Consider the following 23,069-nt stretch of genomic DNA (forward strand, 5'->3'; position numbering starts at 1 on the left):
GACAACGTTCAAAACAATTTCGTCGCAATTGCAGGCATGGTTCAATCAATTGAACCAACCAGAAAGGCGGCATTATGATGGAGATTGCAATGCTCCCTGCCACCACGGTGGATCTTGATAAATCAATCCACTGTCAGGGTCTGATGGGATAGATCGCTTTGGGTATTGTCGCCACGTGCCGCTGCCGTCAGTAGCCTCATGCTCACCGACTTCATGCAACCAATTCAAGCAGTCCTTTCTCAGTCGCAACAACGTTTCTCGATGAGATGGAGACTGCGCTAGATTATGATGCTCACCAGGGTCATTCAAACAGTCGAAAAGATACTCCCGCTGATCAGGCGCGCTGAAAATGTATTTCCAGTTCTTACTCACCATAAGGTAAAGGCCGTTTTCAGCCCGATTATACTGGCTGTAGACATACTCCCGGTTTGCCTTGCCAGCGACAACATTACGCAAGCTGCACCCATCAAAATCTTCGGGTGAAAATGGAATCTCTGCCGCCTCAAGGATGGTCGGGGCAAGATCGACCAGAGATGCCACCTCACTGCAAGTCCGCCCGGCATACTCACCACCAGGCCAACGCACTAGCATCGGAACGCGGGCCGACACCTCGTGCATTCCGCGCTTACCAAAACAACCATAATCTCCAAGGTACTCCCCATGATCGCTGGAAAGCATGATCAGCGTATTATCCCATTGCCCGCTCTCTTCCAGCGCTTTGAAGATCCGCCCTAGCTGCCAATCGATAAAAGATACACAGGCATAGTAGTAAGCCCGTATGCAGCGCACGAGATTCAAATCGATCCCGCGGTCACGATACTTGTATCGATTTTGAAAACGATTAACAAAGCACAACAAGTCATCAAGGCTCTGGGGCATATCCGGCAGTGGCATATTTGGAGCCCGATAGCTTTTATGCCAAGGAACTGGTGGGGCAAACGGAGGGTGCGGGTGGACAAAACTACAGAAGGCATACCACGGCTCTTCAGCCTTACCTTGGCATTCGATATATTGGATAGTGTGATCAGCGACCCAGGTAACCGGATGCGCCCTTTCGGGAAGCACACTGACCTGCGGCACATAATACATTTCCCCACGTACACCATGCGGCTCCAATACCCAGTCGTATCCTTCTTCGACCAACCAACGGGCGTAATCGTCAGCATCCCGGTCTTCTACAATCTCTTCCTGGCTAAACCGTTTCTGAAATCCCCTTAAAGCATGAGGGTCTTTAGTGAAATGGCATTTCCCAATACCAACGGTGTTGTAGCCGTTAGACGACAAATGATGCATATAGGTTGGCGTGTCCTCCGCTGGCATTGCCTGCTCATTGCAGTAGCAGTTCGTGCGAGGCGGATACCAACCAGTGATCATGGAGGCGCGCGCAGGAACACATTCGGGCGATGGAGAATAAGCGCGGGTGAACGCCGTGCCTTCATGGACGAGGCGATCAAAGTTAGGCGTATGAATATGAGGATTACCCAACGCACTGATCGTATCGAAACGCTGTTGGTCCGTGAAGAGGTGAAGTATGTTGGGCCGCATTGTTTAATGGGTTTCGCCATACTGGCGGGCCTAAGTTTAGAGATGCTGCTGCAGGAAATCCAGCGCCTGGCGACGCATGGTCGGCGTTTCTTGGTGAGCGACATCTTCTACAACCAGTTTCCAACGATCCTCTGCTCCGAGGCTGGCATATAGCGCCTTCATCGCTTTATCGATTTTCTCTAAACCGGAAATCGGCGTCAGCGGATCGCGGGCGCCGGCTAATGCCAATCGCGCCCGAGGTGCAGCCATGGCACAGATATCGATGGTGTTGAAATGCTTTAGCAGACCCGGCACAAAATAATAAATACTATGCCCTGTGAGGCCAGACTGCTGCTCAAATGCTTCAAAGTCAGTCAGGCAGCAAAGATCGACTCCGACTTTGATGCGTTCATCTAATGCGGCAAGCCACCAGGTCATCGTGCTGCCCATTGATAAGCCCAAAGAACCGATTCGCCCCGCATCCAATTCATTGCGCGTTTCAATGTAATCGAGCGCCTTCAGACTATCATACACCATCATGCCCCAGACAACTCGCCCACGCCAAATCGACGCTTTAAAAAATTCCAATTCCGACCGCCCATGGCGCTCACCGAACAACCAGTGATCGATGCACAAGACGGCAAATCCAAGATTGATTAAGTCGCTTAAGTAAGGGCGCTCAATGAGCTCTGGCCGCGAACGCCTCAATTCTTCTTTACCCAACGCGTAATCACCTCCGTGCGCGTGATTATAGAGCACGACTGGACAAGGCTTCGTTGCCCGCTTGGGAATCGCAAGGTATGCCGGCGTTGGTTCCATGCCATTGAGGTCCAGCACTAGATGCTCTAACCGGTATTCGTCAGTGTCTTCGATGATACGGCGATCTGCCGACACCTTTCGATCAAGCGGCGGCAGATCACCGAGTAGCGTATAGAGCTTTGAGCGACGCACCGTGGTCGCATCCTTGTCCGATGTTTGATGAAGCGCCATTTGAATCAGCGGGCTACAGCCCATGAGAATGAAGAGAGTGACACGGAATCCGCGGTTTGTTGCACGCCGTCACTCGCTGCAAATATCGTTTTGTCACCAATAGAAACCTGACGGCTTTCGGTCCCGTAATTGCAAAGCCCCCAAGCTTCGTCCCCATCATTTCCCACCAGTGGAATGCAGGAAAAATCCGGAGCTGCGGGGTAGCGCTTAACATTCTCACGTTCAAAAATGCCATCCAAGAACGAGCATCGACTTTGCTCATCCAACTCGGAACCAGGGATGTATATAATGCCTTTGCCATGGGTTCGCCGAAGCCCCCAAGCAATGCCAGCAAATCGCTTGCTGGTGTAAACGCCAAGCACTTCATCCGCTTCGCTGGGCTCAAACATGATCGCGAATTGATTCGTACGGCCTGGTCGACCACCGATCTCCACATCGAGCTCACCTGCCTGCAAAATATAACGAGTGCGGAAGCCGATACGCTTTTCCAGTTGCCCCAATAAATGCTCCTGCTGAGCACCATGGTCTTGAGTGCGGAATCCTGTATAAGGCCCGGCAATCCAAACGGCACCTTCCTCCACCAGCGTCAGCGCGCGTTCAATAAACTCATCGCTAGCGTATGGCAAATAAGGCGACACAATCACGCGGCAATCAGGCAACTCAGCTTCATCAAAAACAACGTCACGCCAAATGCCCAAATTGAGCAAAGTTTGGTAATGCTCACGCACACGCTTGTTGTAGTTGTAGTTCTGCTCCAGCCCTCCGGCCCAATCGGCGAAGAAATAACAACCGTTCACTTCCGATCGCACAAACACAACCTCTGCCTTGGCCGGTCGATATGCTTTGCGAATCGGCTCCAGCTTCGTGCGTGTTTCAGACGACTCTGCAGCATTCATCCAGCCCGTAGCCGGTTGGCCGTTGGCGTAGACAATCGAATTGTTGATAATCTCTGCGCCACCAGGTTGTTGCTTCCAAGGCCAGTAGAAGAAACCAGTTCCGCCCATCATGTAGTTGATAAAGCTGTAACAGCCCATCCAACCTTCGGCATACAATTCGCCCCTCATGAAATCTTCGCTTGCGGTTTCCAGCGTCCAAAACGGTTTGCCCTTTAGAATGTTTCGCAAGGAATCAAAACGGAACTGAATAGCTGTGGTCGACTGGTTATGGGTATACAAGTCTGACGACGCAAAATCCAGCACACGGCTTAGCCGCCAATCATCGGTTAGCGCTGTGCTGTTATGCGTGACGGGGGCATCACTGTGCTGTCGGATAATCTCAGCTTGCTCCCGCTGAAATGATGCGATCGCGTCGGCCATGAACCGGCGATAGTTTAGTGTCAGCGCAAAATTCTGCGTGTAATAGCAAAGCCGGTAAGGCGGCGGCACTTGATCGAAACTAGCATAGCGCTGACTCCAAACAACCGTGCACCATTCTCGGTTTAGTGTTTCAATGTCGCCATAGCGATTCTCCAGCCAGCGATGCCAGGCCCGAACCGAATCCTGGCCGAGACATCTTTGTTGATGCGAACCCAGCTCATTGTCAGTTTGCCAGGCCAATAATGCTGGGTGCCCCGCAATGGCAGGGACGATCGCCTGAGTAATCTTACGCGCATACTCACGAAATACGGTGCTATTGTAGGATGCATGCTGGCGAGCACCATGCTTATGCTGATAGCCATCGGGCTCCACATATCCCACTTCCGGATGTTTCTCCAATAGCCAGACTGGCGGTGTCGCAGTCGGCGTGCAGACTACGCATTCAATGTCGTTGGCATGCGCCAAGTCCATCGCGTCAAGTAGCCAATCGGTTTCGTAGCGACCTTCTTCGGGCTCGAAGCAGGCCCAGCCAAACTCTGCAATTCTGACTGTGTTCAGCCCAAGCCGTCGCATAGCGTGCAAGTCTTCCTCCCAAGTATTGCGCGGATATTGCTCTGGATACCAAGCCGCACCTAAATAAAGTTTATTCGAATCCATTCTATTCTTCGTTAAAAATAATACGCTACCCAATCATGAGCACGACTTTGCGCGAACCAGACCGATGCGCGCCGTTCGTTAGCTATCCGATGCCACGCGTTGGGTTACTGCCTGCATTCTTACTTTGCCGTTCTTTGCATCAGGCAAGAAGAGCACGATTAGCCGAACATTCTCCCGATATTGCCAACGGGAGCTAAAGAACGGCTCCCACTGCTTTTCCAAATACGCAGCCAACTTAATCCCAAAGTTCTGCTCTTTGGCGTTTGGCTTTATCGTTTCATAGCCGCCTGGTGCCAAGCGGATCGTTTCATTGTCGAGCACGCCAGCGATGCTCTTGTCCGTTAAGTTCACGAAGCGAATCTCGCCAACATTCAATGAATGCAAGCTATCATCCATCGCGTAGACTTGCCACGGTAATTGCCCGTTAGCGACCGGCATGGGAGAAAAGCACAGCAGGGCTTCATTCACATCATTAGGGATATCTACCTGCGCTTGAGGAACGCGTTTTTGGCCGCCTTTTCCATCAGGCTCCAAGCGAAAGAAGGTCAACGGATTTGGCCCGTTGTAAGTCTGCCTTGGCCCACGCACTGATCCGCCGGGCTGCAATTTCATTGGCTGCCCATTATCTTCATACCAGAGATCACTGGGCATTGACTCAAAAGCAATCGTTGAAAACGCAATCTGACGTGGTGCCTCCTTTTGAGCAGCCACCGTATGAACTGAAGCCATGATAGCGGCACAACAGACGATGCGGAAACAGCAAGATAATGATTTGAAAAAGGGCCTCATAATTCCTCTTTGCTTAACCAACGGAAAGCAATGATACGGTACTCCCGTCCGAATGTTTGATTTTCGACGCTATTCAAATTTGCCACGCCCTCTTCATTCCAGGGTGGGGTGGTTGCGGCATCTGCAAGCGGATCCACGTATTGTGGCAGTCGCTGCACGATCGCCTCACACCATGCTTGGGCTACGACCTCCCCAGTTAATGGATCAGTCGCGCCACCATAGGAACGAATAGTGAAAGTATCTCCTCTCACGGTAAGAAAGGCACCAAAAGCGGAAAGCAAATCTGCCTGAGTCAAGAAACCGGCGACGCCTGTATCAACCGGAACCTTCGCATGGTCATTGGTTATGTAGCCAAGCATCTCATCTTCCAAAATAGTCGGGCTTTCGGTATTTACTTCGGCATTGTTGATGGCTGTTTGCAACGCCCCCGCTTTCGCTATTTCCGGATCGTTGCTGACTGACCGATTCACAAACTCGGACATTGAAAGAAAAGGTCCACGCAACTTTACCTGCTCAACGATTTCTTGGGCCAGACGTTCAATCGCCGCTTGTGATAATGTAGAGTAACCGGACCATTTATTATCCGGATCGCCCAGAGGTGTGGAAAAACGGCTAAATCGGTATTCTTCAGTTTCATCCCCAGCAACCAGTGCACCGTTCTCATTCAGTCTGGTAAGACTGCCACTGCCAATACTGGACAAGACGGACTTCCATGCCTCCTCAGAAGTCGAGTTGACATTGAACAGGCCCTCCACCCCTAAGTATGCCGCGCTCTCCCGGTGAGCGTTTTCTCGAATTTTGTCATCCTCGTCGATCAATGCATTCTGAAAACCTTCGCTTGAATCTCCGATGAATTTGATTCGAGCATTCGGCAGCGAGAAAGTTTCGGTATTTGAAAAATCTTCCAACACCGTTTGGATCGAACGCTCAGACCCATTGAAGATAGCGGCGTTCTGCGGGGTTATGGATGAAAAATAGTAGCCATCCCAAAGGGCATCATTCGTCAGCCAAGCGATATCGATGCTAGCCCGATCCGGTTCTTCTATGACATCAGGCGCGACCCATGGCGGGGCAAAGGAATTGCCAATAGCGTGCGAAGATTCGTAACCATAAATCGCAATGTCTACATGCTGCAATTGCCCCAGGGACAGCAGAGGCGCTTTCGGTATGTCGGTGCCAGCAACGAAACTGCGGGAGTCCGAAGCAAATTCTCGCGTAGGGCCCCAATAGGCCCGGTTGGTATCACCATCGAAATGCACCGCAAAGTATAAATCACTCACCGGAGCGCGGACCGCGGCAAACGGTGGATTGATGACTCCGTAATCACCCGATGACGCCGACTGCTTATTGGTTTGGAAAGCGTTCATCGAAGATAAGCCAAACATTGGATACGGCCGTAATGTGTCATCTTCCGTTTTCAGTCGCAGATCAATCTGGCCCAGCGATTGTTTCTCATCAGCTAGTTGTTGAAAAACTATGTATTCGCCGAGTTCAGGACGTCTGCCGATATTGCCCATCAAATCTGAATCACCAAAGTTGATGTCAGCCCTGAGTGATGTGTAATGCTGAACGGCTTCCGCGTCCTGATAAATTTGATCGCGCTTATCGTATTCGCCATTGGAGACGAGATAAGCATCAATCACCATCTGGTTCTTCGCGAATGCTTTGTCCAGACGGCTCACCCAGATAACTCTCTCACTCGGCAAGACTTTTTCAAAGTTAACTGCAATTTGATCACTTGCCCGACAAAAGATCATGCCGGTTTCCGCTGAGTCTTCGTCGTCTCCGTATTTATGCCCGTAGTAGGTGCCGTCGCCCGATCCAGGAACGGGTTCCGGGTCTAATTTATCCAGGAAGAATCCGCCATCCGGGACCCACCCTTCCACTGCGTCGATAGGCACATTTTGAACATAAGGTGCCGGCTGTGTATTTCCAGGGGAGTAAATTTTCACCTCTCCAGGTGCCAAGGTAATACCTTCGGGATCACCGATCGTGATGATGCCGAAATTACGGTTAGGAATCGCGTCCTTACCCAGTGCCGAGAAGCCAACGATCTCCTCCAAGCTCAACGTATTTGAAACCTGGCCATTCAATTCCCACTGCAACGAGTTAACCAAGGCAGGCACCTTTACGGTGATTCCCTGAAACCACAGATTCGTGCTGTAGGGATTATACAACGTAATGATTGGGTCTACGATCAGACGCAGTTGATATATACCTGACTCGCCTTTGTATTCCGCCGGCTCAATAATTTTACTGGTGTCGGCGACGGGCTCCGCGTTCAGGCTAAGCAACAATTGAACACGCGCCACGACAGGCGCGACCTTTAACGTTCGCGGACGAATGAGTGGGTCGGACCCACTGAAACCTTTGTTATAACGGTTCTGACCATTGTCATACAGATTACTGATGCTCTTACCATTCTTGTTTTCTAATGGGACGGGTAAGGCATGCCTCGCCTCCAATCTGGGTGCCGTAGTCGTGTTATCCAACTCGCGGTAAAGGCGGTAATAATCGCGCAGTAAATGCCAAGTAGGGCCTTTGTAGTGACCGTTGGTGACATCATCATTGCTAGGCAAATTCCATAAATGCTTTACCGGCAATCCATCTGGATTGTTCGTCGTGTATAAGCTCAATGGGCCACCTTCGCCAAAAGCAAAGTCCGCGTGCGCATCAAATGTCTCTTGGTCCATTTCAAATGCCAAGCTGAGATCCTGCTTCAAACCACCATCCCTAACATTCGTTAAGAGACCAACTGAGTTTAACGACAAATCATGGTAATGCTTACCGAATGCGGTGCTTAGCGCAATGACGCCCGTTTCCGTGTCAGCGGTTAATCCAACTTCCGCCCCAAAGACGATATCGCCCAGCTGAGAGTTATGCGAGTCGAAGTATTCAGCAAATGCTCCTTGTGAGTCCGCGTCACGCCCGATGGAATTGATTCCCCATTGGGATGGCGCGGCCAAGTCGAAAGACTGTTGCAGCAAGTCCGCATATGCCGATGTGGGCTCGACCAAATTATACCGCGCCTTCACACTCTCGTCCCCAATCCAATAGGCGAAGCGCCCAGTACGTATTTCCTCCAAGCCCGCGTAGACCATCTCTGTATCCGTCGCTCCTGCGCCCAGAGTTCCTTCGGCGACCATTGGCACCCAATCGTCTGAACGAACAAAACTCCTAGGCAACGTCAGCTCGGTCACATCGAAATCCTCCGGCACCGACACCAGCCATCGTCGAAATAGCGACTCCTTGTCCAAAGGTTGCGCCGGGGCAGTGATGCTCGCCGAATCAGAATCCCAAACCCCAATCCAATTTGGCTGCGCCGGCGATCCACCAAAGCTTTCTTCAAGAATAGAAGCCGTTGCCGTAACTCTTTGGTCTGGACCGGTGTGCTTCTGCAATTCGCCTAAGGCAATCAATAAGCCAAACTGAGCATTCTCACGGGCCGTCAACAAATCCTTCTCCAGTCGAGTCCCTGCCATATCCACTCGAACAGTGAGTACCATCGACAGCAGCAAAAGTACAATGAACCCCATCAACATAAGCGCCAGCACGAGTGCGAAGCCTCTGCTCTGATTTGATTGTTGGGGTTTAGTTTCCATAGAAGATTTTGTTTAGAAACCCTGCAGTTCAAATATATGGGCAGGACCGTAAACGAACTTCCAAGCTAGAGAATTTCAGCATTACGCTCAATCAGTTCTCCCATTCAAGCAATCGAACAAAGTCGGTTATTAACATTTGCGCGCAAGAAAACGGCTCCCGGCCCATCAATAACTCCAGGATGCGTGGAATATACCGGCACTTGATTCGCCAAAAAGCATACGACTTGAACAATTCAAAAGGTTGAATGAGCGACAAGGCCCCCCTCACACCCATTTACATTGCCGCAGAGGATCCGCTTTGACTTGAGTGATCGTCATCATGGCAAATGAGCGCACGATCGAACCACTCCCCCAAGAGCAATGCAGTCAGTGGCTTTGGGCAACCGAAGAATACCCCAATCAAACCCTACTCGTTCGTTGTCTAGTCGACCTGGATAAAGCGGATGATATTCGGATAAACATCTCATCATGTACACGCTACATCCTGTGGATCGGCAGCAAATACATCGGCCAAGGCCCGTGCCCAGCGCCGTGGCCAGAGTGCGCGGTAGATACCTATAAAGTTCCGCAAGGCGAGATCCGGCATGGCATTCTTCCCATTTCATTCATCGTTCACTGGTATGGTGTTTCCACCGTAAGCCACCCACTTGGGAAGCCTGGCTGGATGATAAATCTCGATGTCCTAAGCAACGGCTCCTGGCGCAAAGTTGAGGTAAAGCCCGAGTTCTTCCGGGTATATCAACAAGGCGGATGGATCGCGCAAGCAGCGCGCCGCAGTTGGGCAACCGGATGGATGGAAAACTTTGACGCCAATCAACACCCGCACGGCTGGCATAAGCCAGAATTCGATGATTCAGATTGGGATATTCCAGCCGTCGTGAATCGAGATGAGATTAATCACTTTCCGCGCCCGACGCCCTATTTGAAAGAATGGATGCAATCGCCTGGTAAGCTGGTTATCGCTGCGAGAACATCAGCAGATACGTCGATTGGCCACGAGGGCGCGGGACTCACCAAACTATTGGATGAAGAGCCATGGGATCCGCTTTCAGAACAAGAGCTAGGGGCGCTCGCTAACCAATGGCAGTCAAAGAACACGATTTCAGTCGAAGGTGGTGAACGCGGGCTTGCCCTTTGCTTCGACTTAGGCGCGGCATGCTCAGGCCATCCGGAGTTCCAGTTGGAATGCTCAGACGGTGTGGTGGATTGCTATGGGGCTGAATCACTGCGCGACGGTCGCCCGTGGGCATTTAAAGGAAACGCAGAGTATGCCAATCGCTGGTTTGGTGCACCCAATGCAGACGCATTTCGCCCCATCAACTACAATGGCTTTCGCTACCTGCTTGTCGTCTTACGTCCCGGCTCATCGACAATGACCCTTCGCCATCTGGGCGTATGGCGACGTCAGGCGGATTTGCCAGACTTACCGAAATTCTCAGGAGGCGACGACAATCAAAAACGATTATGGGAAATCAGCCTGCAAACACTTCGCATCTCCACCCAAGAGACTCTGGTCGATTGCCCAACGCGCGAACAAGGGCTCTACATTGGCGACGGAATTTGGAACGGATTGTGGCTGGCGAAACTATGGAATGAGCCAAGCTATCTCGCCTACACCTTGGAGGCCATTGCGAAGAGCCAACACAGCAATGGCTTATTCACATCGGCCATCTTTGCCAGCATGGACCCACCGCAGTATCTGCTGGATTATTGCCTGGCCTTCATTTGGGGCATCGACATCTATCGAAACATCTCAGGTGATCACACACTGGTTAAGCGACTACTACCTGCGGTCGAAAAAGCCTTAAGCTGGTTCAATGAGCACACCAACGAACAGCAACTGATCAGCGTCGATCCCATCAGGATCGATCAAAAACCCGGCGGCGAATTTCAAGTCGTATTCCTCGACCACCCTGGGGTCGGCTGGCATCATTTTCCACATCCAGATATCGAGCGCGACAAGCTACAACTCGGTTTGCAGGCCTTTTGGATCATCGCCATCGACGCCTTTCAAAAATCATCCAACGCAGTGGCCTATAAGCCGACCACAAGCTTTAAGACGTTTGACATCGATCAACTCCGCCAGTCTTGCCGAGAGACATTCTTCGATGAGCAAAACCTCCACATCGCAGACTGCGTTAACACCAATGGCGATCGCCGCGGCCAAAGCGAATTATCCGCGGCATTGGCCATACTATCCGGCATCGTCTCGCCCGAAGAAGGGCGTGTGATGCTGCAGCAAATGTTGGCTGAGCGCCATGATGGAACCATTAGCCCAAGCACGCCCTACTCCTGGATTTACCTGTCTCAGGCCATGGAGCGCTGCGGCATGCAAAGTGAAATACTCCCGCTCGTAGCCAAAGATTGGGGAGCGATGACTCGCTATCCATGGACCAGCACTTGCTGGGAAACATTTGAATATCGGGAAGAGACCAGCCTCTGTCACCCCTGGTCCGCCCTACCCGCCTGGCTACTCAGTGAGCGATAGTGAAACTCACCAGATCAACTTAGCGATATGTTTTCAGCGACCGTTTCGTCCACGCCAAACCCTCTAGCGACTCGCTCATTGCGGAAAAATGTAATCGCTTCCTGATATTGCGGTTCGCCGATACAATTCGTCATTTCGCCAGGATCCGATTTCAAATCAAAAAGCACTTCTGGCACATCCGGACCATACCACTGATACTTCAAGTGGTCGCGCTTAATCATCAAGTGCGTGCCCCAGTATTCGGCGCTTACCATGTTATCCCAGCTCGTGGCATCGCCATCCATCAGCGGGACCAAACTACGGCTATCCAGCCCTTCTGGAACGGGCAGATCACACATATCGCAAAGTGTCGCGAAGAGATCGCAGAGGCTGACATTCTCCGTTACGCGGCCGCCTCCTGCAAATCGCTTCGGCCACCGGATCACGAATGGCGTCCGCACACTGCCTTCAAAAAATTTGAATTTCTCCCACACACAATGCTCACCGAGCATTTCACCGTGGTCAGATAAATAGACAATGATCCAGTCATCCAAATTTTGACCGGCGAACTCCAAGGCGCTAAAGATTTTTTGGAAATCATCGTCCATCGACTCAATCATCCCATAGTAGGCGGCCACCGCACGGCGGATGTCTCGCTCGCAAACATCTACTCCAGGAGTAAGGGTTTTTTGAGCCAATATTGGATGTTCAAAAATCTCCTGACCTGTGAAAGGTTGAACCCGATTCAAGTAGTATTCAAAACGTTCCTGATCGGTGAAGTAGGGATAATGCGGCCGGGCAAAACTAACCTTCAGCATTAAGGGCTCGTCTGGTGTCGCGTTATCGTATTCCGAATCGATGAAGTAACGTCGAATAAAATTGAGTGCTGCATTCAAGGTAAACTGGTCGTCATCCTGATGCGGCCCGCGCCCGACACCCGCTCGCGCCAGCTCTTTGGCATCGGTCCACTTTAAGGAATAATCAGAATGTTTCTTCGTTTTCACCAATCGCTCGGCGAATTCGTTATTGAGCTTCGTATCGCCAGCAATGCGGCATGTCCACCCCTGTAATTGATCGGGTCCACGATGATGCAGCTTACCGGCGCAAACCGCGTTGTAGCCATATTGGCTAAATCGACGCGCATAAGTCATGTGCCCCGGCTGCAAATCCTGATGAAAGCATTCGCAGCCCGTTGTGTGCGGATATTGGCCCGCCATGATACTTTGTCGAGCCGGCACACAGACCGGCGATGGCGTGTAGGCGTTGTCAAAAGTAACACCAGTGCTGGATAACCAATCAAGAGACGGAGTACGAATAACGGCATCACCAGCATAACCAGAGACATCTGCGCGATGCTCATCACTCATCAAGATTAGCACATTGGGACGCTGCTCTAAAGATTTCCGCATGGTATGCGACTGACTTCAACCATCATTCCGCGGCATCGCAAACCGCCAGCGCATTCAATCATTTGAACGACGAGCTTGTGGCCAACTTTGGCACCAACACTAAGGGTATGCCCTACGTCAAAGCCCGCACATTCCGGTTGTTAACCTTGACCGTATTACCTTCGCGCCAAGTGCCTTCAATCACTTGCGTCATCGGATCTTCGGGGCAACCATGCTGTCGGTTCATCATCTCCATGTGCAACAGGCTGATCGCTTGTGCGCCTGCAATCTCCGACTTCATTTGAATCCCGGAAACCTCACCAGCGCCTTCCAAGCAAAGACAGCTGTAGCCAACCTCATCCGGAACTTTAATACCGGCATCCAGCATGAACTGATAAGGAGCTAATTCGTTGCTGATGACAACGTCCGGTTGATTATCCACCAACCATTCCAGAAAAGACTTCCTATCCATCTGGTCTGGAATAAAAACCGGAAGCTTCGCCATGCTACGTGGGAATTCAAATTGCTTGGCCAAATACGATGCAAGCCAGCGACAACGGTGGAGTTTATTCTCTTTTTCAGACACCGCTAAACCAATGCGCCGGTAACCCATAGTCCGAAGAAAATAGACGGTGAGCTGCATTGCCTCGTAATGATTGTGCGTGACCGTATTCACGATTGGCCAATGTAGCGTTCTGCCGACTTGAACAACCGAGAACTTTGAAAAATCAAACTCCATTTCGTGAACATCCGGTGGCAGCGGCATCAGTAATATGCCCTTGATACCCCGATTGTAGAGAATTGATGCGGTTCTAGCTTCGCCGCCGTGCTCAGATATCCAGAACTCCTCAAGTTTGTAGCCAAGCTTTTCGCTCATCCGTTGTGCGCCAGCCCAATAGTTGGCGATCGTTGGATTCTTTTTCCAGGCATCCTTCGTATCCCAATTCGTTAACACCGCAATTGTCGCATTGCGCGAACTTTGCTCATCAACGCGTCGATAAGAGGACAGCGATGACAACCAGGGGTCTGGCGCATACCCGAGCTCCTCTGCCAATTTTTTAACGCGCTCAATCGTCTCTTTGGGCAGTCGTGGATCATTCCTTAAAGCGAGCGAAACCGTGGAAATCGACACTCCAGCTTTCTTGCCGATATCCTTAAAAGTTACTCGCTTCATGAGCCACTAGATTAAGTTATTGAGCCCTTTACTCAAGAAAGATTCACCAAGTGGAAAGATCAATCGACGCTCAAAGCATCGCGATCCGGCAATGCCGGATATACTGGCGTTTCACCATCTTGATACCAAAAAGCAACGGACGAAATATCATCGCTTAAACAGCGATAACGGGCGCGCTGATTCTCCCACCCCAAAGCCTGGATCGTGACACGAATGCGATTACGGAAACGAATTGGGTCGGTGATGTGCCAACGGTAGAGCCCAAAACGTTGCTGCGACTGATAGAGCCCGTCCGGACTCCACACATGGGGCATACCAGCATAGGCCGTAGTGAACGGCACGTAGCACTTTAGTTTCTGGTTCTCGAAATTATATGAGCCGAGGAAATAATCTTCGGTGCCAGTCCCACAAATCGTCGGGTATGCGTCGTCATCATCCAGGTAGAATTTCACTTCTCCCTCGCCCCACCAGCCGTTGGTATTGGACCCCCAGCCGATCACCGTTCCTACGTAATGCCCCCGTCCATGCACGCCATCGAGGATAGTATGTGTCTCCATGCGCGGCAGCGGATTCACCCTGCGAAACTGGGCATGCAGATAGGCAGCATCTGACGCGACTTCGGCCAGAGCATAGTTGATTTGATAGAACAATACGCGATCTTCGTCGTCCAGGTTTTCAATCGTCATCCGCAAACGACGCTTGAATGGCATCGTCCAAAAGCAATTCATCGCAGACCCGGGATTAACACATACCGGTTGCGAGCTTACTTGAGCAAAACGATCCACGGCACCAAACGGCGATGCAAAGAAATCTCCGAGGGGGCACTCAATGGCGGGGTTGGGGCAATCATCGTAATACACCCGCAAGATCAGCATACGCCATGGCCCAGTGGGCGTCATCCAGATTTGTTGAATCGCGCCCGGGCCTTCAACGTCCGCAAGCACGACAGTGCTACCAGCGGGCAGCGGAACATTCGGGCGACATTTCCAGCCCTTACCCAAATGAGCGGACCACTGCTGCGGCTCAGACATACCGCCTTTGCCGGGCTCCCCAGTGGGATTTTCCGGGGTAATTGAGCGACTGAGCGCATCTGAAAGGGTTGGCAGGGTCGCCAAGTTGTTACTCAAACCATTAAAAGGTAAATTCATCGCTTCAATCAGTTGGTATTTAAACTGTCGTGTGTATTCAAACAGATGAATACAGGGTTGCCGCTGAGCTAATCCCGCAAGATTAACCACATCAACGGCAACCCTTATTCAACCAATTGAGCACCCTGCCCAAACAACCAATAAATAAAGTGGCTACGGCTTAAGGAGCTGGCTGCACAAACCCATCGCTAACCGTGTTGATTACAGTCATCTCTGCGGGAATCGCGCTTAGATCGACTTCGGGGTGATCATCGCCATACCAGAGCACCGGGGTGGCACCACCAACAAACCGCATTTCATCAATGCCCAAAGAATAGAATGGCCCCGCGTTTGCCGAGATCAAGGTGACCTTCAACAACTGGCTTAAGTCAACAGCACCAAAGTCACTCAGCGGTATCGTTACTTTCACCCACTGTCCGTCGATAGTAGTTTCATAATTCGACACCGGAACGGCAATCTTTACCGCAGAGGCATCTGCCAGCTCAATTTTTAGGCGCGTCCAATCAATCGGATAAGTAAGATCGAAGCACTTTAAATAGAACTCAATGTCGGTATTGGAAGGCGATGCGCCAAGGACGTCCTTCGGCAACCTCTCCACATCATAAAGGATGGAGAAGGTGCGCCAATTGGCCGCATTGTGGTCAATAGAAAGATACCCACCGGTATCCTCATAGATTAGTGTTACATCGTCCTCACATGTTTTTCCACTATCATCTGTGGCAGTGAGGCGGAACTCATACGTGCCAAAGGTATCCAGCTCTACCGACAAGTCCGGACCATAAATTCCCGTTGCTTGCACGAGATTCGGACCACTTAACTGAGTCCATTCGTAGCTAGTCACATAACCATCAATATCGTAGACGTTGCTAACGAAAGTATAGCTGTCTGCCAATGGTCTGATTATCACGTCGACACCCGCATCGACAAAGGGCGGCTCATTGTAAGGCGGCAACCAGCCAACGCCACCAGTCGTCTCAAAGGTATGCGAGATGTTACTGTTTGACACCGGATTGATCGGATGAGTCTCACCCATCCAAACGAAGGGATCACTGCCACCGCTGAAAATGATTTCGTCCACTCCAATGTCGAACGCATTGGCACCGGCTGAGTTAATGGCAACGAAACGTATGTGATTCAAATCCACTCCCAAAGCCGCAAAGTCAGTCAGCGGAATTTGCACCAGCGTCCAGTTAACGCCAATGTTCGTTTCGTAATTGCCAATGGTTAGTTCTGCGAGCGTTTGACTGGTGTCTTCCAGCGCAACTTTCAGCTTGGTCCAATCCGCGGTGAGACCAGACGACTCATCAGTCAAGTAAAGCTCCAGAAACTGATTACCACCGGCGAGCACATCCACATCATCCAACCAATTATTTTCATAAAAGATCCGCAGTGTTTGCCAGCCAGAAGCCGTATTGGACAGGCTCAGGTAACCGTCGACTGAGGAGCCATCATCATACGGTTGTATATCGATGGAGTCCAGAACAACGCCGCTTGTGTCAAAATAAACACGCATCACGTGGTCGCCGGCGGTTAGGTTTACCGGCGCGGCGACGTTATCGGCGAACACATCCCAATCCCCGGTTTGAATGACCTGCATCATTCCGGAGACGGTGACACCATCCATCAGGACTTTTACTCGTCGATCGTCATTGTAAGCAGCGATTCGAAGATTCATGGAATATAATCCGCTCTCGACAACGGTCACCGAATAGTCCACCCATTCACCAGCCACTACGTCAGTAATGTAGTGCCCACCACTGGAGAATTTGTTGATGTCGACGTCGTCGTCCAGTCGATACTCGCCCTTACTATTTCCCGTCGTTGTATCGTGGTAGGTAATGCCTTCACCACCGTCATCGTAGTCTTCCGCTTCAATCAGGCCAGGAACCGCAAAACGACTGGATAAGTAAGTCGTTCGATTCGTGACCGAGAAAGCCACGACATCACGCACCGTGGCACCGTCATTGTCAGTAGCTTCAACCTGAAAAACATAGTCACCTGCTGATAGATTACTCAGCTGTGTCGCAGCACTCGCAGGCTGCTGAATCGTTGCCGAAGGCCCGGATAATTGAGTCCATTGGTATGCCGCGATGCTTCCATCCGCGTCGCTCGCCTCACAAGTAACCGTGCAAGCTGTCGCTGGTAGCTGCATTTCGAAATCCTTCCCAGCACTGACTTCAGGTGCCAGGTTGGGGCGGATGTTTTGCGTTCCGCTCAGTTTTAGGAATACTGGCGTTTCACTCAACAATGGGATCGTTACGGAAGCTCCCGACTGCCCAGCTTGGGACACATTTAATACCGACGCGACACCGCCAATGATGTCATCTGTAGGCGTGATGAGCTCGCAATCTTCAACGTAGGGAACCGCCAGTGTATAATTAGTGGTCGTGGTTCCGTTATCAAAAAGCGTATCACGCTCACGGCACCAGATCATCAACACGACGTCTGTGTCTGACTTGGAAAACAAGTAAGCGTAAATCTCTGGATCGCCCTGACCAAAAAAGTGGGCACCATCATAAGCATACTCACCAATGGCCTGCGACATAGCAGTCATATAAAAATACGAGGGCTTCGATTCATGCCCAAGCGTTTTGTCTTTAAAAATCCCTGAGCTGGAAAACATCTTGGGACTCGTCGAATTCGGATCAAAGTCATAGAAGAGAAACGCCTTATCGACACCGATCTTCTTGAACAGCGGAAATGTCCGCATGATGTAATTCGCCTGAGACACCTCCGGCGCATAATTCGTGGAATGCGTACCATCCGGTTTTTCGAAAGTATCCCAACCAAATTCAGTTACCCAAACGGGTGTTCCCGGCAGGTTTGCGTCACGCCACTCTATCGTCTGCTGAATCTCTTCCAGTCCACTTTCGATAATATAGTATTCGGGCGAAGTTCCTTTGGCTTCTGGAGGCCAGGGCCACGTATTTGCCGGGTAGAGGTGAGTATTGCGGCAATAAGTGTGGATGTTAATAATGTCGAATGCTTGGCGACCAGCCGAGAGAAACATCATCTCCAGAAAAGTATCGTCGATACCATTATTGTTTAGTCCACCGGCCACGTGAAACGCATTCGGGTCCCCCTGCTTGACGCCCGCGATCGGCATGGACCCATCGCGAATTACGCCCCGTCCGTCATGAAAAGCATTTAGATACTGTCCGTAGTAATCAGCCGGCCAGATATCCTCTCGCCAGTCCTGATTGGGCTCATTGTGATCCTCAAAATAACGGACATAGTCCAGTCCTTGAACCTTGTCCGATGTCTCAAGACGAGACGCAGAAAGTCCGCCGGTTGGGCCATAACGCGCCGCCATCTGAGCAACATACTCAGCGCGCTCACGGTAATGATTAGGTTCTTCGCCCGTGCCATTATCAATTGGCAACTGAATGCTACTACCGACCCATAATGGAGGATCCATTGGGACCACGACTAAGTTGACGCCGTCTTCGTTCAGTAAGCGGTAGTACTCGTCGAAGTAAAAAATACGACCGCCATCTTTACTCATCCATTGATAGTCGTCATTCTCCGGCTCAAACTGATCCCAACGCTGATAGTTACGCGCCCATTTGAATGCCTGGCTGATATCGGTGTGAGAAAACCCGATGCTGGGATCGTCGATGTCTTTATAATAATCCTTCCACAGCACGGAGTGGATATTAATTCCCATGAAGTCATTCATGGTTCCAGAGTACTCCGTGTAAGCTAACACGGAGGAGGCCCCGCAGGCCAGCGACATACAAGTCGTAATGGTTTTGAGGATCGAATTCATAGTGGGGTATCGGGTTGTGGGGTTAGTTAAAATAAAGCTCAAGGTCCGTCATTGCGAATGATCCGTAGCCGCATAAAACGGCCACTGGGCGATATGCTGATTGGCGTGGCGTCGACGACCGAAACGCTAATTACCTCGGAGCCAGTTTCGGCAATCGATTCCGTTCCGCCATCGACATCCAAAAACGGAGCGCCTCCCACGCTACGGGCAATAACCGTCCAGGGCCCGCTAAGGCCATCAGCGGCAATTACCTCGTAAATCAGATCTGTGCGCGCGGGTATTCGCTTAAAAAGAAAACTGAGATGAGCCCCATCGAATGCCGCCGCAGGACGGCTTACTGCTGAAGGTTCCTTGGGGTCGTGCCCCAACGCATATTCAATCAGGTTGGATAGGCCATCGCTATCGGGATCTGCCTCATCACTGCTTATTGCAGGATCGCCCAGTTCTTGTTCAGTAAAGTGCTCTCCTTGCCAATCGTTGTATGGATCATTGTTCTCAACGATGATCGTCACCGAATCACTGCCACTCAGCTCGCCATCGTTCGCCAGCAATCTCAATTCATACTCACCGGTCTCGGAGAAAGTAGCCGTCGTCACTGCGGCTGCAGGATCTGCAAAAACAACACTTCCCGGACCGCTAACTTTGCTCCACAAAGTCTCGGGCACGGAATACAAAGGCAGACCATCATCATCCACGGTTCCAGTCAGCGAAACGCCAACCCCGAATGCGACAGTTTGAGCCGCTCCCGCATCCACCACCGGAGCCAAGTTATCCGGTAGCGATTCGACGTGACTGATCGTGAAGTTATCAAGCAACATGGTAAAATCGCCGCCCACCGCGACACGCAATCGCATGTCCACCGGAGAGGTGTTGGGATAACGTCGGCTCACATTTTCGATCAATGGCTCGACGCCCACGAACAAGCTTTGAGAACCCGCATCGATCGTACGCACAACGCCATTGGGGTCGATGAAAGGCGCAGCCTCGGAGGTGGTATTTACGTACCAGGAAACCGTTTGCAGAGAGCCGTCCGATGGATAGTCCCCCCGGCGGTCTCCCTCGATGCCAAAGCGAAAACGCCCCGTCGTGTTACCCGCAATTTCCAGGCGGGCCGATCGTTGATAGGATGGCGTGTCCGCATTGTAGCCCACTATTTCATCGCCGAAGCTACCGATATCGATGTGGGCCAGCGTATTCTTTACGTTGGGCGTATTGAGGAAGCCAACGTCAAACGTCATCCGTATGACTTGCGGCGTAGGGCTAAGATCTGTCCAACGCATTAGCCCTGCCCCATTCGCACTGGATGTGCTGTTTGCGCGCACCAGCTTAAGAACGCCGTTATCAATGCTCCAGTTGCCTCCATCAGCATTAGCGCCAATATTATTCCACTGACCACCATTGGGAGCTGACGCATCGTAGTAGTCGCCAAGCAGCGATGAGGCGTCAAAGTCTTGGGCGAATAAAGCTGTTTGAGGTGCGGGATAAGCATCGCCGACAATCACCGACACTGCCGCCGTCGCGTTTTCGAATCCGTCCGTCACGGTGTAAGTGAAGGAGTCCTCACCGCTAAAGCCAGGATCCGGGCGGTAACGAATGACGCCATCATAAAGGCGCGCCTGCCCATGCTGCGGCGCATCCACTGAAAGCAAACGAACGATAGTAGGACTCTCGTCCGGATCACTGTCATTGAGCAAAACCGGTAAATCTACCGCCACATCTTGGTAAGTGGCCAATGTATCATCCTGCGGCGCAGGTGGCTCATTTTGCCAAACCCGCAGAAAAGCCTGCGCATAGTTGCCTGCATTATCAAAAACAGTGATCGTGATGAAATTCACGCCGCTTAGGAGCGGTATATCATTGGCCGTCCATGAGGAGGTTCCGACTCCCGAACCGGAAAAGCCACGATCAGACGACCACACGACATTCGTCACGCCGACATTATCTGACGCGGTTCCACTGATTGTAATACTGTCCAAGGTAGTTAAATAACCGCCATCGGTGGCTACCGGCGTAGCGATGGTCAGCATAGGCGGTGTTTCATCGCCTGACGGCACCGAGAAATCATTGACCACAATCGGCGCATTGAAGGTAGTGCTACCACCCGCCAAACCAGGCGCGAAATCAGTACCGGACGCGATGATATTGATTAGATTGTCCCCACTTCGCAGTGGCACATCACTCACAGTCCAGGTATCGGTTCCCGTCGCAATGCCACTGCTTTCCGCATCGCTCTCCCAGCTAACCTGCGTAGTCTGCAGGCTGCTGTCGCGGATAAAACCTTCCGCACTCAACGTGGCACCGACGCGAACCAACGTCATCTCCACAAAAGGAAGCGTCATCGACTGCTGTCCGCGCCGCTGTGAAAACATCCAGTCGACCAAGGGCGGCGTCGCGTAAGCTTCACTCCATATTGCGTGACCACCTTCGTCATAACGCGTGTAAATCGCGCGGTCTCCATTGTTTCGCGTTTCCTGAATGTTGGCATCTGTGCCATTGCCTGCCGTTGGGTCGATCACTCGATCATTACCGGCATGCAACGCCCAAACCGGAATGCCTTGAATATTGTGATTGGGACCCCACCCGCACACTGGCACCATGGCTGCGATTTGACCTGAGTTTCGGTTTACGAAGTCCCAAGTGGAATTGCCGCCCAGCGAAATGCCCGTTACGTAGATGCGATCCGGGTCGATGTTATACTCACTCAGTATTTGCTGAAGCAGCTCCTCTTTCTGTTCACGTCTCAGTGCGTCCACCCATGTCTTTACCGGAGTCTGCGGGGCCAGCATGAATGCTGGGTGTTTTTCACGATTCTCCGCCGTGACAAACACCAGCGGATCTGGAATCCCGTCTAGCTGCGATTGATTATTCGTGCCATACTCGCCTTGTCCGTGGAAGAAATACACTAACGGATATTTCTTAGCCGGGTCATAATGCGTTGGGACGAATAATCGGTAAGGCAGGTCATCGGTGTTACTGTTCGGGTCACTCCCCTGAATGATGCCCGTTATAAAATCTTTCGTCGTCGCATCAGCGTCCGCCGAAATGCCCGTTGTAACGGCCTCGGTTCTGGTTATCCCAAGCAGAAGCGAACCGTAAAGCAACACTCGAGCAGTCGCACGAATCGGAGAGAACAATGACCGAGGAAGATTTTTTAGGGGGGTATCCATATCGCAGCAGGAACACGCCGATTAATTTATTTAGACAAGGCTCCGCCCTGCTGTAGGGCAAACGCGCCTCAACGCCTGATCCATTTAACGCCGCCCAACCATAAGGCGGTTAAAGCCTGATCAGCAGAGCCGGACCATGGCGTCTACCAAGGTCCGGCACTCAAGCTAAAGTTATCCGCGACGATGGCGAATGACCAAGGCACCAGTCAGCATGAACATGCCGGTAATGAGTGCAAAAGTAGTCGGCTCAGGAACAGTGGTAAACGGTGTCACTGAATCGAAAGTCGAGCCCATGCGGAACTCGTCGATATTCAAGGAGTCATTGTTTCGGCTCTGTATAATGGAGCGACTAATGGCGGCTTCCGTGAGGTTAAAGTTCTGCTCACGGCTAAGGTCGCCCGAAGCGATTGGAGCAATCGCCAAATCAGGGTTCACCCAGATATCCAAAACATCGTCACCATTTGTGCCAACACCTTGCTGCAGACGCCCCAGGATAAAATAGGTTTCCCCTTGGGTCAGCGATACCGAGCCAGTGCTTGTGCCACTATTGAAGACTGCCTGAAGACTGCCATCGGTCACACTGAAGCCAGGGCCATTAATGACCGTGTCTCTACTAACCGCACGGAAAAATACATCGGTAGTAGCTTCCATTGCAAAGACTACGCTAAACCACAATTCCGTGCTGGAATTGCTGAACGTTGAATCGTAAATGGTCTTATCAAAATCACGTCCGATGATACGGTTTGCCCCCGGTGCCTTGTAAAGAGACCCTGGAGTAGTAACCAACGAGTTGCCACCACTTGAGTAGTTCAGCGAAGAAGTTACGGTATTAAATTTAGGATCCGACGTTCCCGTGCTGCCGGTCACAAGAGTCCAACTTGAGCCGCCCCAATCGCCTGAGCCACCACCAGTCTGGGTGGTCACGTTTGTGTCCGCCGTGTAGTCGCCAGGGGTCTCAAAGCCGTCATAAATGGCAAATTGAGCGTTCGCTGCCGTAGCAAACACAGTGAGTGATATACCGAGTGCGTAATTAGATATTTTCATTAGTAATGTGTTGAGGGGTTAAGCGTTTCAAATT

The 23,069-nt window shown here is 51.4% G+C and carries 12 protein-coding genes; 1 reads left to right on the forward strand and 11 read right to left on the reverse strand.

The window, feature by feature from the left end; translation table 11 throughout:
• Positions 1 to 72 precede the first annotated feature (72 nt).
• The 5 genes from O3S85_RS06925 to O3S85_RS06945 all read right to left on the reverse strand — a co-directional run bounded on the left by O3S85_RS06925 (position 73) and on the right by O3S85_RS06945 (position 8,878).
• Entirely contained in the window at positions 73 to 1,545 is a 1,473-nt protein-coding gene (locus tag O3S85_RS06925) for a sulfatase family protein (RefSeq protein WP_269539140.1), read from the reverse strand.
• A 36-nt stretch (positions 1,546 to 1,581) separates the two neighbouring features.
• Positions 1,582 to 2,538 (reverse strand): dienelactone hydrolase family protein, encoded by a 957-nt coding sequence (locus O3S85_RS06930; RefSeq protein WP_269539142.1) that lies wholly within the window; start codon positions 2,536 to 2,538, stop codon positions 1,582 to 1,584.
• Positions 2,520 to 4,487 (reverse strand): beta-galactosidase, encoded by a 1,968-nt coding sequence (locus O3S85_RS06935; RefSeq protein WP_269539144.1) that lies wholly within the window; start codon positions 4,485 to 4,487, stop codon positions 2,520 to 2,522. The genes O3S85_RS06930 and O3S85_RS06935 overlap by 19 nt, the downstream gene beginning before the upstream one ends.
• Positions 4,488 to 4,565: 78 nt before the next feature.
• The gene (locus tag O3S85_RS06940; protein ID WP_269539145.1) at positions 4,566 to 5,276 is read right to left on the reverse strand and encodes a hypothetical protein; all 711 of its coding nucleotides are present in this window, start codon (positions 5,274 to 5,276) and stop codon (positions 4,566 to 4,568) included.
• Entirely contained in the window at positions 5,273 to 8,878 is a 3,606-nt protein-coding gene (locus tag O3S85_RS06945; protein WP_269539147.1) for a hypothetical protein, read from the reverse strand. Before O3S85_RS06945 ends, O3S85_RS06940 begins: the two co-directional genes overlap by 4 nt.
• A gap of 319 nt (positions 8,879 to 9,197) precedes the next feature.
• On the opposite strand from O3S85_RS06945, the gene O3S85_RS06950 reads away from it, so the two are divergent.
• Positions 9,198 to 11,366: an alpha-L-rhamnosidase-related protein gene (locus O3S85_RS06950; RefSeq protein ID WP_269539149.1), complete on the forward strand. Its 2,169-nt coding sequence runs from the start codon at positions 9,198 to 9,200 to the stop codon at positions 11,364 to 11,366.
• Between the two features lie 14 nt (positions 11,367 to 11,380).
• Here the strand turns inward: O3S85_RS06950 and O3S85_RS06955 are convergent, their stop codons facing one another.
• From O3S85_RS06955 to O3S85_RS06980, 6 genes are all read right to left on the reverse strand, one after another.
• Positions 11,381 to 12,754, reverse strand: coding sequence for a sulfatase-like hydrolase/transferase (locus tag O3S85_RS06955; protein WP_269539151.1), 1,374 nt, complete (start codon positions 12,752 to 12,754; stop codon positions 11,381 to 11,383).
• Between the two features lie 112 nt (positions 12,755 to 12,866).
• The gene (locus O3S85_RS06960; protein ID WP_269539152.1) at positions 12,867 to 13,907 is read right to left on the reverse strand and encodes a LacI family DNA-binding transcriptional regulator; all 1,041 of its coding nucleotides are present in this window, start codon (positions 13,905 to 13,907) and stop codon (positions 12,867 to 12,869) included.
• 59 nt (positions 13,908 to 13,966) lie between these two features.
• Positions 13,967 to 15,055, reverse strand: a complete 1,089-nt coding sequence (locus O3S85_RS06965; protein WP_269539153.1) for a glycoside hydrolase family 172 protein — start codon at positions 15,053 to 15,055, stop codon at positions 13,967 to 13,969.
• 160 nt (positions 15,056 to 15,215) lie between these two features.
• On the reverse strand, positions 15,216 to 18,824 hold the full coding sequence (locus O3S85_RS06970; RefSeq protein WP_269539154.1) for a PKD domain-containing protein: 3,609 nt from the start codon (positions 18,822 to 18,824) through the stop codon (positions 15,216 to 15,218).
• Positions 18,825 to 18,862: 38 nt separating this feature from the next.
• Positions 18,863 to 21,991 carry an Ig-like domain-containing protein gene (locus O3S85_RS06975; RefSeq protein WP_269539155.1) on the reverse strand — a complete coding sequence of 1,043 codons (3,129 nt, stop codon included), beginning with the start codon at positions 21,989 to 21,991 and terminating at the stop codon, positions 18,863 to 18,865.
• 171 nt (positions 21,992 to 22,162) lie between these two features.
• Positions 22,163 to 23,035 (reverse strand): hypothetical protein, encoded by an 873-nt coding sequence (locus O3S85_RS06980; RefSeq protein WP_269539156.1) that lies wholly within the window; start codon positions 23,033 to 23,035, stop codon positions 22,163 to 22,165.
• Positions 23,036 to 23,069 lie beyond the last annotated feature (34 nt).

Origin of the sequence: Cerasicoccus sp. TK19100 (assembly GCF_027257155.1) — a bacterium.
Lineage (GTDB): Bacteria > Verrucomicrobiota > Verrucomicrobiia > Opitutales > Cerasicoccaceae > Cerasicoccus > Cerasicoccus fimbriatus.

Coding starts and splice junctions, on each gene's coding strand:
- O3S85_RS06925 (WP_269539140.1), bottom strand. CDS start 1,545: ATGCGGCCCAACATACTTCACCTCTTCACGGACCAACAGCGTTTCGAT.
- O3S85_RS06930 (WP_269539142.1), bottom strand. CDS start 2,538: ATGGGCTGTAGCCCGCTGATTCAAATGGCGCTTCATCAAACATCGGAC.
- O3S85_RS06935 (WP_269539144.1), bottom strand. CDS start 4,487: ATGGATTCGAATAAACTTTATTTAGGTGCGGCTTGGTATCCAGAGCAA.
- O3S85_RS06940 (WP_269539145.1), bottom strand. CDS start 5,276: ATGAGGCCCTTTTTCAAATCATTATCTTGCTGTTTCCGCATCGTCTGT.
- O3S85_RS06945 (WP_269539147.1), bottom strand. CDS start 8,878: ATGGAAACTAAACCCCAACAATCAAATCAGAGCAGAGGCTTCGCACTC.
- O3S85_RS06950 (WP_269539149.1), top strand. CDS start 9,198: ATGGCAAATGAGCGCACGATCGAACCACTCCCCCAAGAGCAATGCAGT.
- O3S85_RS06955 (WP_269539151.1), bottom strand. CDS start 12,754: ATGCGGAAATCTTTAGAGCAGCGTCCCAATGTGCTAATCTTGATGAGT.
- O3S85_RS06960 (WP_269539152.1), bottom strand. CDS start 13,907: ATGAAGCGAGTAACTTTTAAGGATATCGGCAAGAAAGCTGGAGTGTCG.
- O3S85_RS06965 (WP_269539153.1), bottom strand. CDS start 15,055: ATGAATTTACCTTTTAATGGTTTGAGTAACAACTTGGCGACCCTGCCA.
- O3S85_RS06970 (WP_269539154.1), bottom strand. CDS start 18,824: ATGAATTCGATCCTCAAAACCATTACGACTTGTATGTCGCTGGCCTGC.
- O3S85_RS06975 (WP_269539155.1), bottom strand. CDS start 21,991: ATGGATACCCCCCTAAAAAATCTTCCTCGGTCATTGTTCTCTCCGATT.
- O3S85_RS06980 (WP_269539156.1), bottom strand. CDS start 23,035: ATGAAAATATCTAATTACGCACTCGGTATATCACTCACTGTGTTTGCT.